This is a genomic window from Vibrio sp. Vb0667 (assembly GCF_033391095.1).
The window spans coordinates 49,849-62,934 of sequence record NZ_JAWPOL010000016.1; the positions used below are offsets into that span (position 1 = coordinate 49,849).

Here is a 13,086-nt window from a genome sequence, read left to right on the forward strand (position 1 = left end):
GTATCTTAATCGCCATGAAATCTAAGCCAATCTAGGCGTCATAAAATCACACCGAAATAAGTTCAAATTACAGAACTCATAACATTGTCATAGATAGTGTTCTCACAGTACCACACATTTAATTCTGTCTCTTTTCTAGCAAAAAACAATCATAACCAATTGAATCTATTATTAATGCAATTTAATCATTGAAAAAATGAAAAGCATTCATTTTACTCATACCAAATAAATCCATACGATTAAAAGGGTTAAGAATGGTTCCGTCCTACTCGTCGCCTCCATTCTAATTATCAATAACTCAGGGATTTACTTATGACTATTCCGACAACTGACATGCTAGATGCATGGGCTGGATTTACTGCTGGTGAATGGCAAAACTCTGTCAACACTCGTGACTTCATCCAAAAAAACTATACACCCTATGAGGGAGACGAGACTTTCTTAGCTGAAGTTAGCGAATCCACTTCAGCATTATGGAACCAAGTGCTTGAAGGCATAAAACAAGAAAGCCGCACACACGCCCCTATTGATTTTGACACAGACTTGCCCTCAACAATCACTTCCCACGATGCAGGCTACATCAACAAAGATCTGGAAAAGATCGTTGGCTTACAAACTGATCAACCGCTAAAACGTGCAATCATCGCCAATGGCGGGATTCGCATGGTAAAAAACTCGTGCGAAGTTTATGGCCGCGAGCTAGATCCAACGGTTGAAAAAATCTTCACTGAATACCGTAAAACTCACAACAAAGCGTGTTTCGACCTTTACACCCAAGAAATTCTGGCGTGTCGTAAATCAGGCATCATCACGGGCCTTCCTGATGCCTATGGCCGTGGTCGTATCATTGGTGACTATCGTCGTCTCGCCCTATACGGTATCGACTTCTTAAAAGCAGACAAAAAAGAGCAATACAACTCAACACAAACGTTCTTAGAACAAGGCAACGATCTTGAGAAAACACTTCGTCTGCGCGAAGAAATAGCCGATCAAGTTCAAGCGCTTGAAGACATTCGTCAAATGGGTCTGAAATACGGCATTGATATGTCGCTACCTGCAAAAACTGCACAAGAAGCGATCCAATTTACCTACTTTGGCTACCTAGCGGCGGTTAAATCGCAAAACGGCGCAGCAATGTCACTGGGCCGTACTTCGACTTTCCTAGACGTCTATCTAGAACGCGATATAGCAAACGGTTTGATTGATGAATCACAAGCGCAAGAAATGATTGACCACTTCATCATGAAGCTACGCATGGTTCGCTTCCTACGCACACCAGAATACGATTCATTGTTCTCTGGCGACCCAATCTGGGCAACCGAAGCCATGGCTGGTATGGGCGTTGATGGCCGTACGCTAGTATCTAAAACGACATTCCGGTACTTACATACTCTACATACTATGGGCCCTGCTCCTGAGCCAAACATGACGATTCTTTGGTCAGAGCAATTACCTGAAGCGTTCAAACAATATGCTGCAAAAGTGTCGATTGATACCTCTTCGGTTCAATACGAAAACGACGATCTAATGCGTCCTGATTTCGACAATGACGACTACGCGATTGCCTGTTGTGTGAGCCCGCAGGTTGTTGGTCAGCACATGCAATTCTTTGGTGCACGTGCCAACCTTGCAAAAGCACTGCTTTACACCATCAATGGTGGTATCGATGAAAAATCGAAAGCGCAAGTGGGTCCGGTAGTGGACAAAGTTCAAGATGAAATTCTCGACTTTGACGCTTTGATGCCTCGTTTCGACAATATGTTGGAGTGGCTAGCAACGCAATACGTCACAGCGTTGAACATCATCCATTACTCACATGACCGTTACAGCTACGAAGCATCACTGATGGCACTGATGGATCGCGACGTGCACCGCACGATGGCGTGTGGTATTGCAGGTCTGTCTGTTGTCGCTGACTCTTTGGCGGCAATTAAATACGCGACCGTGAAACCTGTTCGTGATGAAGATGGCATCGCCGTTGATTTTGAAATCGAAGGTGATTATCCAAAATTTGGTAACAACGATGCCCGTGTTGATGACATCGCTTGTGATCTAGTTGAGCGCTTCATGAAGAAAATTCAGAAGATGCACACCTACCGCGAAGCAGTGCCAACTCAATCGATTTTAACAATCACATCTAACGTGGTTTACGGTAAAAAAACGGGTAATACACCTGATGGCCGTCTCGCAGGTATGCCTTTTGGACCGGGTGCAAACCCAATGCACGGTCGTGATGAAAAAGGGGCGGTTGCGTCTCTGGCATCGGTTTCTAAATTACCGTTTGCTTACGCTAAAGATGGTATTTCTTACACTTTCTCAATTGTGCCGAGCGCATTGGGTAAAGATGACTTGAGTCAGAAGAAGAACCTAGCTGCGCTAATGGATGGTTACTTCCATCACGAAGCAAGCAACGAGGGCATTGCGATTGAAGGTGGTCAACACCTTAACGTCAACGTTCTAGACCGAGAGATGTTATTGGATGCGGTTGAACATCCAGAGAAATACCCTCAGTTGACGATTCGAGTGTCTGGTTATGCGGTACGTTTTAACTCTCTAACGACAGAGCAACAGCAAGACGTCATCACTCGTACCTTCACGAATAAGATATAAACACAGTCCATCAAGCACTCAGAAAGTTTAAATAATTAGCTTGTAAATATGCATTGCCCGCCTCTCTTTTCTACCTGGGAGAGGCGGGCTTTTTTTAAAATCACACATTAGATGAAAATTAATAGGTAGTATCCTCTCGCTAACAATACATTCAGCAAACGATTCAATTTCTTATTGATTCATCAAAATAGATCAAATAGACGACTATTTTTCCATCGTGTATGTAAAACCACATCGTTCACTGGTTGTTATTGGTGTCACAAAACACGATAATATCAAGATCGGATTTTAAGAACGTAATAACTATGACCGAATATGTTTTGTTGTTGGTCGGCACTGTGCTGGTGAACAACTTTGTACTGGTGAAGTTTTTGGGCCTATGTCCTTTCATGGGCGTGTCCAAAAAACTGGAAACAGCAATAGGTATGGGCTTAGCGACAACTTTTGTGCTAACGCTCGCGTCAGTGTGTGCGTATTTAGTGGAAAGCTACATCCTTCGTCCACTGGGTATTGAGTACCTTCGAACCATGAGTTTTATTTTGGTGATAGCCGTTGTGGTGCAGTTCACCGAAATGGTTGTGCACAAAACCAGCCCGACGCTTTATCGCTTGCTTGGCATTTTCTTACCGCTGATCACAACAAACTGCGCAGTATTGGGCGTGGCACTTCTTAACATTAATGAAAACCATAACTTTATTGAATCGATCATCTACGGCTTCGGCGCCGCTGTTGGTTTCTCATTGGTGTTGATACTTTTTGCATCCATGCGAGAACGCATAGCCGCCGCCGACGTTCCTGTACCTTTTAAAGGTGCATCAATAGCAATGATTACAGCAGGTTTAATGTCACTCGCCTTTATGGGCTTTACAGGTTTGGTGAAGTAAGCGATGAGTACGATTTTAATTGCGATTATCGCGTTAGCGGTTCTGGCTGCGATTTTCGGCGCGATACTTGGTTTTGCTTCTATTCGCTTTAAAGTTGAAGCGGACCCTATTGTGGATCAAATCGACGCCATTTTACCGCAAACTCAATGCGGTCAATGTGGCTACCCTGGTTGCCGCCCTTATGCTGAAGCAATTGCAAATGGCGACCACATAAACAAATGTCCCCCTGGTGGTCAGGCAACAATCGAAAAGCTCGCCGACTTAATGGGTGTTGAGCCAGAAGAATCTGCGCACGATCTCGACAGCAAAATTCCAACCGTTGCGTTTATTCATGAAGACATGTGTATTGGCTGCACTAAGTGTATTCAGGCGTGTCCGGTGGATGCAATTGTAGGCGGAACAAAGGCGGTCCATACCGTAATCAAAGATGAATGTACGGGCTGTGACTTGTGTGTTGCCCCATGTCCGACTGATTGTATTGAAATGATTCCTGTGGCAACGACCACAGAAAGCTGGAAGTGGCAACTTCACTCCATTCCGGTACTTAACATTACGGATGCTGCCGACAATGCAGCGAACGTGAAAGATTCAATTAAGTAAGGTTTCACATGTTGTCTTTGATTGAACAAATTCGTACAGGCGCGCTTTGGGATTTCCCAGGTGGTGTGCATCCGGCAGACAATAAAAAGCAGTCCAACAAAACTGAACTCGCTCATGCGGCTATCCCGTCAGAAATTGTATTGCCGCTAAAGCAGCACATTGGTAAAGCGGGTAACCTACTGGTTGCCGAAGGTGACTACGTATTAAAAGGTCAGCCATTAACGCAATCGGAGACCGGCTTTACGGTTCCAGTGCATGCTCCAACATCAGGTACGCTCACCGCGATTGAGCCACGAACTGTCGCGCACCCTTCTGGGTTAAGTGAGTTGTGCGCAGTCATCACGCCTGATGGGAAAGATGCATGGTGTGAAAGAAACCCCGTCGCAGATTACCAACAAGAAACCCCTGACGCACTGATTGATATTATTCGTCTCGCTGGTATTTCTGGTATGGGTGGCGCAGGCTTCCCTACTGCAAAAAAAATCCAATCAGGTTTTGCTCGTACCGAGATTCTTATCGTTAATGCAGCAGAGTGCGAGCCATACATCACGTCTGATGACAAGCTCATGCAAGAACATGCCGAAGAGCTTATTCAAGGTATCGAAATTGTCGAACATATCCTGACACCAAAGCTCACGATTATTGGCATTGAAGACAACAAACCAGAAGCAATCAAAGCGCTAGAAGCTGCGGCTATAAACAAAGATATCGTTATTCGCGTTATCCCAACTAAATACCCTTCTGGCGGTGAAAAACAGCTGATCAAAATTTTAACCAATAAAGAAGTACCAAGTGGCGCGATTCCAGCCGATATTGGTATTTTGGTTCAGAATGTTGGTTCTCTTTACGCTATAAAACGCGCAGTCATCGACGGTGAACCGATGATAAAGCGCATCGTGACTCTCACTGGTAAAACCTTCAAACAACCACGCAACGTTTGGGCATTGTTAGGGACACCAGTACAAGCACTGTTGGATGAGTTTGGCTATAAAGCAGATAAGAAGTTACAGCGTTTAATTATGGGTGGGCCAATGATGGGCTTTACCCTTCCTCACTCCCAAGTGCCGATTACCAAGACAGCAAACTGTATCCTTGCTCCGACTCGTCGTGAGATCTCTCCGCACCAGTATGAGATGGAATGTATTCGCTGTAGCCAATGTGCCGAAGCGTGCCCTGCTTCGCTGCTGCCTCAACAACTGCAATGGCATGCAAAAGCTGAAGAGTATGACAAACTCGAAGAATTAAACTTAAAGGATTGTATCGAGTGCGGCGCTTGTGCGTTTGTATGTCCAAGTGAAATTCCGCTCGTACAGTACTACCGTCAAGCGAAAGCAGAAATTCGAACTAGAACACAAGAAGCGGAAGCTGCAGAGCGAGCAAAACTGCGTTTTGAAGAGAAAAAAGCGCGTATGGAACGCGAAAAAGCAGAACGTGAAAATCGCTTCAAGAAAGCTGCCGATCAGCGCCGTAAAGAGATGAAGTCTTCTGGCGGCGATGATGCGATAGCAGCAGCAATCGCACGAGTGAAAGCTCAAAAGACAGAAACCACTGAAAAAGCAGAGCCAGCAGTAAAACCAGCCGTAGCGGCAGCCATTGCCAAAGCGAAGGCTAAACAAGCGGCAGCAGCTAAAGCAGGCTCTAGTGAACCTGATAACTCAGAAATGGCAAAACTGCGCGAAGAACGCAAACGTCTTGCTCGCGAACGGAAAGCGCAAAAAGAACAAGGCGAAACGCCAGACAATAACGCTGATGATAAAAAGTCGGCAGTTGCGGCCGCCATCGCCCGAGCTAAAGCGAAAAAAGCACAACAAGAAGATTCAACTGAATCTGTAGAATCGGAAACGTCTGCACAGCAAGACAGCGATCCGAAGAAAGCCGCGGTTGCTGCTGCCATTGCACGTGCCAAAGCACGTAAAGCGAAGCAAGCAGACTCAACTGAAGCGGAAGAAGCTGACGCACCTGCTGAGCAAACCGACGATCCGAAAAAAGCCGCAGTTGCCGCTGCAATTGCTCGAGCCAAAGCGCGCAAAGCGAAGCAAGCAGACTCAATTGAAGCGGAAGAAGCTGACGCACCTGCCGAGCAAACCGAAGATCCGAAAAAAGCCGCCGTGGCTGCTGCGATTGCACGTGCCAAAGCACGTAAAGCGAAGCAAGCAGACTCAACTGAAGCGGAAGAAGCTGAAGCACCTACTGAGCAAACCGACGATCCGAAAAAAGCCGCCGTGGCTGCCGCGATTGCACGTGCCAAAGCACGTAAAGCGAAACAAGCAGACTCAACTGAAGCGGAAGAAGCTGAAGCACCTGCTGAGCAAACCGACGATCCGAAGAAAGCCGCGGTGGCTGCTGCCATTGCTCGTGCCAAAGCGCGTAAAGCGAAACAAGCAGACTCAACTGAAGCGGAAGAAGCTGACGCACCTGCCGAGCAAACCGAAGATCCGAAGAAAGCCGCCGTGGCTGCTGCCATCGCTCGAGCCAAAGCGCGCAAAGCGAAGCAAGAAACGCAAACTGAGCCTGTTGAAGACGCAACTTCTGAAGAACCAGAAGTGGATCCGAAAAAAGCCACGGTTGCCGCAGCAATTGCGCGCGCGAAGGCTCGTAAAGCGAAACAAGCAGACTCAACTGAAGCGGAAGAAGCTGAAGCACCTGCCGAGCAAACCGAAGATCCGAAAAAAGCCGCCGTGGCTGCTGCCATCGCTCGAGCCAAAGCGCGCAAAGCGAAGCAAGAAACGCAAACAGAGCCTGTTGAAGAAGCAACCTCCGAAGAACCAGAAGTAGATCCGAAGAAAGCCGCGGTTGCCGCAGCAATTGCGCGCGCGAAGGCACGCAAAGCGCAACAAGAAGCTAATAAAAATAATACTGAGGAGAACGAGTAGTGTCGTTTTTTATTGCCAGTTCACCGCATACCCACAGTCGTCGTAGTACGCCAGACTTAATGAAATGGGTGGCACTTTGCGCACTTCCAGGTTTAGTAGCTCAAACCTACTTCTTTGGCTGGGGTACGCTTATTCAGCTGATTTTTGCCATTGCAGTCGCTGTATCCCTTGAAGCCTTAGTCATGATCTGTCGTAAACGCTCACCAATGAGAGCGCTACGTGATAACAGTGCAATAGTTACCGCTTGGTTATTAGCCGTTGCTATACCACCATGGTCTCCGTGGTGGATTATGGTGATCGGGCTTATTTTTGCGATAGTAATCGCTAAACACCTCTATGGTGGCCTTGGACAAAACTTATTCAACCCTGCAATGGTCGCTTATGTGGTCTTGTTGATCTCTTTCCCAGTACAAATGACGAGTTGGAGTGCACCGACATCACTCATACCTGATCATGTAAATTTTGCAGATACACTCTCTTTAATTTTTACGGGCTATGATTACGACGGCTTATCACTTCAGCAAGTTCGCTCAGGTGTTGACGGCGTGACAATGGCGACACCACTTGATGCATTTAAGACTGGCATTCTTACAGGTGCCACTCCAAGCGAAGTAATGTCGCAGCCAATATTTGATGGCTTAGGTGGTATTGGTTGGCAATGGGTAAACCTTGCTTACCTTCTTGGCGGCATAGTCATGATCAAAAAGCGTATCATCCAATGGTATATTCCAGCAGGTTTCCTTGCGAGTCTGACTCTGTTTAGCCTAGTGTTCACGTTGCTGACGCCAGGGGAAACTGCGTCGCCAGTTTTACACTTGTTATCTGGTGCAACCATGCTTGGCGCATTCTTTATTGCAACCGATCCCGTTTCGGCGTCTACCACCGTCAAAGGACGTTTAATCTTCGGTGCGCTTATTGGTGCTTTGGTTTTTATCATTCGCAGTTGGGGCGGTTTCCCAGATGGTGTTGCATTTGCAGTGTTGCTTGCAAATATGTGTGTGCCACTGATCGATTACTACACCAAACCTAGAACTTACGGTCACTGAGGTAAACATGTTAACCGCTATTAGAAAAAATGGTCTGACACTCGCGATGTTTGCATGTGCAACAACCGGATTAGTCGCCCTTACTCAGTACCTAACAAAAGACCAAATCAAGGTACAAGAGCAAAAACAATTACTTTCTGTTTTGAATCAAGTCATTCCAGAAAACATGCATGACAACGCACTCACGCAAGCTTGTACAATGGTCACGTCTCCAGATCTGGGGACATTACGTGCGATGCCAGCCTACCTCGCCACGAAGAATGGTGAACCAACAGCAATCGCAATAGAATCTATCGCGCCAGATGGCTACAATGGTGAGATAAAAGTGATTACTGGGATTGATAATCAGGGCAATATTTTGGGGACACGCGTCCTAAACCACCAAGAAACCCCTGGTCTGGGCGATAAAATCGATCTTCGTGTCACCGACTGGATCCTGAGCTTTACGGGCAAACAAGTCACGGAAAGTAACTGGAACTCATGGAAAGTTCGTAAAGATGGTGGTGATTTCGATCAATTTACTGGTGCAACGATCACGCCTAGAGCCGTCGTAAAAGTGGTGCGAAATACCGTTAACTACGTAAACCAATCTCGTGAAGACATTCTTAGCCAGCCTTTGGGCTGTGAAGGAGAGCAGTAATGAGTGAAAATAAATTGCTGATGAAAAACGGTATGTGGAGCAATAACCCTGCTCTCGTACAGCTGCTGGGTCTGTGTCCACTACTAGCGGTTTCTTCCACGATAACCAATGCCTTAGGTCTTGGTATTGCAACCTTATTAGTGCTGGTCGGCTCCAACGTCACGGTTTCTCTTATTCGTAATTACGTACCAAAAGAGATCCGCATTCCTGTGTTCGTGATGATCATTGCCTCTCTCGTTACCTGTGTTCAGTTATTGATGAATGCCTATGCGTATGGTTTATACCTATCTCTTGGTATCTTTATTCCTCTGATTGTAACCAACTGCATCATTATTGGTCGAGCTGAAGCATATGCTTCAAAAAATGATGTTGCACCCGCTGCGCTAGATGGTTTGTGGATGGGCCTTGGTATGACGAGCGTCTTGGTTGTTTTAGGTGCCATGCGCGAATTAATTGGTAATGGCACACTATTCGACGGAGCAGACCTTCTCCTAGGAGACTGGGCTTCAGCTCTACGGATTCAAGTTTTCCAATTTGACAATAGCTTCCTGTTAGCGCTTCTCCCACCTGGTGCATTTATCGGTGTTGGGCTGTTGATAGCGCTCAAAAATGTCATAGATAATTCAATTCAGGCACGTCAACCAAAAGAAGAAAAACCAACCATAGAACGTGCTCGCGTCACTAACGCATAACAAGATAAGGCTCTGTCATAGGAGCCTTTTTCATAAACCGCAGAGACGGTATTGGAAGTCAGCAATGAACAAAATAAAAAGAATCGAAATTCTTGAGCGATTACGAGAAAACAATCCGAATCCTCAAACTGAGCTTAACTGGAGCTCCCCTTTTGAGCTGCTAATCGCTGTATTACTATCAGCTCAAGCAACCGATGTAAGCGTCAATAAAGCCACCGACAAGCTTTTCCCTGTAGCGAATACACCTCAAAGCATTCTTGATTTGGGAGTCGATGGCTTAAAAGAATACATAAAGACCATCGGTTTGTTTAACTCAAAGGCAGAAAACACAATCAAGACTTGTAAGATCTTGTTGGAAAAACACAATGGTGAAGTTCCTGAAGATCGTGCCGCGTTAGAAGCGCTGCCAGGCGTAGGTCGCAAGACCGCAAACGTCGTGCTCAACACCGCTTTTGGTTGGCCAACTATTGCCGTCGATACGCACATTTATCGCGTGTCGAATCGCACTAAATTTGCGATGGGAAAAACGGTTGATGATGTCGAGCAGAAGCTATTAAAAGTTGTGCCAAAAGAGTTCAAACTCGATGTGCACCACTGGCTCATTCTTCATGGTCGTTATACGTGCGTAGCAAGAAAGCCTCGCTGCGGTAGCTGCATTATCGAAGATTTGTGCGAATATAAAGAGAAAGTATACCCAGATAGCTAACGCTATTTGTAAATCAAAGCTAGGAGCAAAAAATGTCAAACGGTCGAATTCTCCACACTATGCTTCGCGTAGGTGATCTAGACAAATCCATCAAGTTTTACACTGAAGTTATGGGCATGCAGCTGCTTCGTACTAACGAAAATAAAGAGTACGAATACACGCTAGCGTTTCTTGGTTATGGTGACGAATCCCAAGGTGCAGTGATCGAACTGACTTACAACTGGGGTAAAACTGAGTATGACTTAGGTACCGCTTTTGGTCATATCGCCATTGGTGTTGATGATATCTACACAACTTGCGACGCTATCAAAGCGGCGGGCGGTAATGTGACGCGTGAGCCAGGTCCCGTAAAAGGCGGAAGCACGCACATTGCATTCGTAAAAGACCCAGATGGTTATATGATTGAGCTTATTCAAAACAAGCAAGCTTCAGCAGGTCTTGAAGGCTAAGCGGCACTTCTAATAATCACTTGTACTGCAAGTTGAACTCCGATTACAGGCAGGTCTGCGATCTGCCTGTCCTTTTATAAACAAAACCCTTTACTTGATAATAGTTATCGTTTAGATTTATCCGCAACTTCGATATGCGGGATTACGATAATGATCAGTGAATGGGAAAAACACACACTTCTAGCCGATACGGCACTTCAACTAGATGACCCTGTTCGCAGCATTCTTCATTACCAGCAAGCCCTAAGCCTGAGTGAAGATATTAGCGAATGTGTGGAAATTGAGGCGGACGAGCGATTATTAATTTCTGTGATTTCTTGTCATAACTTAGCTCAGTTCTGGCGTTGGGCTGGAGATACTGACTATGAACTCAAATACCTTCAACTGGCCTCTGAGAAGGTCTTAACACTTATCCCACAATGCCCAAATAAAGAGTGTGCAAGCTTTATCGACTCGATAGGATGCTGTACTAAGGCGTTGATAGACTTTATGAAGCGTCACCCTAATCCGGCTATTGCCAAACAGGTTGAAAAAATCGATACCGCCACCAATTGCGAAGTCATTGCCAAATTCCGCTTAAACTAACATTCAAATTATACAGCAGGAATCACCGAAACGTGCTTGGCAAAATACCACTAAAATATTATTAACAACGTCAGTAAATCAAAAACGCCGAAGCTTTCAGCTTCGGCGTTTTTATATGCATCACACTTGGGTTCGCCCTAGAGATATCACGACTCGGCGGTTTTTGTCTTTTCCTATTGGCGAACCGTTATCTGCAATAGGACGACGCTTGCCGTACCCTTGCACTTGAATTCGATCTTCCGGTAGCCCTAGAGACTGAAAATAGTCACGAAGTGACTCTGCACGTCGCTCTGATAAACTTTGACTCGCACTTTTACCATCGGTTGAATCTGTGTACGTCGCCACCAGCACGAGATCGATATCTTGATTATGTCGGATATAATCTGCAATTTGTGATAAACGCTTTTTAGAAGCCTTGGTTAACTGATCACCTTGTCTTTCGTAGTGCAAAATCGTAAAAGCAATGTCCTCGAAACTGTATTTCAATAAGTTGGAAATACAGTCGCTAAACGCGTTGTACTTGTTTTGAAACAGTACTGATGACAATGCGACTTCAATTCTCTGATCTCGGCTCTGCCAATCTTGGTAACTAAAAGTCGGATAACGGCCTTTTTCCAGCTCAGACAAAATGCCCCATGCTGTTTGCCCTCCGACATAACCATCAAACTGTTTAAAAAACTTTAAGTTTGTAATTCGATCGGCGTGTTCACCTGGTCGCCAAGGTGGCGGCATAGAAATGAGACTGACGTTACGTGTTTCTCCCATCGGGCGACGCATTTTTAACTCAAAGTCTAAATTGATTTTTTTATTTGCACGAGATGAAAATACCGCATCTCCAAAGCTTGGAATGGGGTGTACAAGCTGACATTCTAATGGTGTATTGACCACCATTTCCCATTGAGATTGCTGTGGAGTTGCAGCATAACGTTTGCCCATCAAAGCGAAGCTGCTTGTGCTAAACAACGAAAATACAACACCACTGGTAATCAGCCATTTCTTCATCTAATACTGTCTCTTAAACGGCAGTCTGTTGCCGTCAATTTGCATCAATAAAACCACTTCAACCGGCATGCAAAAATCTCGCCAATATAGGGTTATCTGTCACACTGCCATTAATGTGAGCCACCGTGTTCCAATCACCTTAACCGCCACTTAGCGTTTTACTTCCTCATGTTTTATCGGTTTACATGATGCAAAGTATGGTGAATAAACGTCTACATAATATGCAATACAAACTTATTGATTGGATGCAAAATAGAATTCCGGTTTTCTCTTAAATTGCGGTTTTTCTCATCGGTATAATCTGCAATAATGCAGCCTTCGTCACACAAAAATAAGCCAACATGACACTAGAAAATGAAGCTCTAACCTTGAAAAAACGCTTTCGTGGTTATTTCCCTGTGGTAGTAGACGTTGAGACCGCTGGTTTCAATGCTCAATCTGATGCACTTTTAGAAATCTGTGCCGTTACGTTGAAAATGGACGAACATGGCGTGTTGCATCCGGCCTCCACCATTCATTTTCATGTGGAACCATTTGAAGGCGCTAACTTAGAAAAAGAAGCGCTTGAATTCAATGGTATTCGTGAACCTTTCAGCCCTCTTCGTGGTGCTGTTTCTGAGCAAGAGGCGCTAAAGGAAATTTATAAGCTTATTCGAAAGGAACAAAAAGCCGCAGATTGCTCACGTGCAATTATGGTTGCTCATAACGCAGCATTCGACTTGGGTTTTGTAAATGCAGCAAATGAACGCTGTAAACTAAAAAGAGTCCCTTTTCATCCCTTTGCTACTTTTGATACGGCTACATTAAGTGGCCTTGCTTATGGCCAAACAGTTCTCGCTAAAGCATGCAAAACAGCCGGGATGGAATTTGATAACCGTGAAGCACACTCTGCGCTTTACGATACACAAAAAACAGCAGAATTATTCTGCGGTATTGTCAACAAATGGAAGGCCCTCGGCGGTTGGCCGCTTGTCGACGAAGAATAATAAGTAAACACAA

Annotated in this window: 12 protein-coding genes; 11 read left to right on the forward strand and 1 reads right to left on the reverse strand. The window is 45.3% G+C overall.

The window, feature by feature from the left end:
- The first annotated feature begins 312 nt into the window (after positions 1-312).
- The 10 genes from pflB to R8269_RS15275 all read left to right on the forward strand — a co-directional run bounded on the left by pflB (position 313) and on the right by R8269_RS15275 (position 11,085).
- On the forward strand, positions 313-2,610 hold the full coding sequence (gene pflB, locus R8269_RS15230) for a formate C-acetyltransferase (protein ID WP_205390964.1): 2,298 nt from the start codon (positions 313-315) through the stop codon (positions 2,608-2,610).
- A gap of 305 nt (positions 2,611-2,915) precedes the next feature.
- Positions 2,916-3,494 (forward strand): electron transport complex subunit RsxA, encoded by a 579-nt coding sequence (gene rsxA, locus R8269_RS15235; RefSeq protein WP_005380762.1) that lies wholly within the window; start codon positions 2,916-2,918, stop codon positions 3,492-3,494.
- A 3-nt stretch (positions 3,495-3,497) separates the two neighbouring features.
- Positions 3,498-4,094, forward strand: a complete 597-nt coding sequence (rsxB, locus tag R8269_RS15240; RefSeq protein WP_005380760.1) for an electron transport complex subunit RsxB — start codon at positions 3,498-3,500, stop codon at positions 4,092-4,094.
- Positions 4,095-4,102: 8 nt separating this feature from the next.
- Positions 4,103-6,967 carry an electron transport complex subunit RsxC gene (rsxC, locus tag R8269_RS15245; protein ID WP_318222585.1) on the forward strand — a complete coding sequence of 955 codons (2,865 nt, stop codon included), beginning with the start codon at positions 4,103-4,105 and terminating at the stop codon, positions 6,965-6,967.
- Positions 6,967-8,013, forward strand: a complete 1,047-nt coding sequence (gene rsxD / locus R8269_RS15250; RefSeq protein WP_005390256.1) for an electron transport complex subunit RsxD — start codon at positions 6,967-6,969, stop codon at positions 8,011-8,013. The genes rsxC and rsxD overlap by 1 nt, the downstream gene beginning before the upstream one ends.
- Before the next feature lie 7 nt (positions 8,014-8,020).
- Positions 8,021-8,653 (forward strand): electron transport complex subunit RsxG, encoded by a 633-nt coding sequence (rsxG, locus tag R8269_RS15255; protein WP_205390966.1) that lies wholly within the window; start codon positions 8,021-8,023, stop codon positions 8,651-8,653.
- On the forward strand, positions 8,653-9,345 hold the full coding sequence (locus tag R8269_RS15260; RefSeq protein WP_005384881.1) for an electron transport complex subunit E: 693 nt from the start codon (positions 8,653-8,655) through the stop codon (positions 9,343-9,345). The genes rsxG and R8269_RS15260 overlap by 1 nt, the downstream gene beginning before the upstream one ends.
- A 64-nt stretch (positions 9,346-9,409) precedes the next feature.
- Complete coding sequence (gene nth / locus R8269_RS15265; RefSeq protein ID WP_005380743.1) at positions 9,410-10,051, forward strand: endonuclease III; 642 nt, start codon at positions 9,410-9,412, stop codon at positions 10,049-10,051.
- Positions 10,052-10,083: 32 nt separating this feature from the next.
- Positions 10,084-10,500, forward strand: coding sequence for a lactoylglutathione lyase (gene gloA, locus R8269_RS15270; protein ID WP_005380739.1), 417 nt, complete (start codon positions 10,084-10,086; stop codon positions 10,498-10,500).
- A 150-nt stretch (positions 10,501-10,650) separates the two neighbouring features.
- On the forward strand, positions 10,651-11,085 hold the full coding sequence (locus tag R8269_RS15275) for a DUF2753 domain-containing protein (RefSeq protein ID WP_005384886.1): 435 nt from the start codon (positions 10,651-10,653) through the stop codon (positions 11,083-11,085).
- A 120-nt stretch (positions 11,086-11,205) separates the two neighbouring features.
- Here the strand turns inward: R8269_RS15275 and motY are convergent, their stop codons facing one another.
- Complete coding sequence (gene motY / locus R8269_RS15280; protein WP_005384887.1) at positions 11,206-12,087, reverse strand: flagellar protein MotY; 882 nt, start codon at positions 12,085-12,087, stop codon at positions 11,206-11,208.
- Positions 12,088-12,428: 341 nt separating this feature from the next.
- Between motY and rnt the strand changes: the two genes are divergently transcribed.
- Complete coding sequence (rnt, locus tag R8269_RS15285) at positions 12,429-13,073, forward strand: ribonuclease T (protein ID WP_258476848.1); 645 nt, start codon at positions 12,429-12,431, stop codon at positions 13,071-13,073.
- Positions 13,074-13,086: the final 13 nt, after the last annotated feature.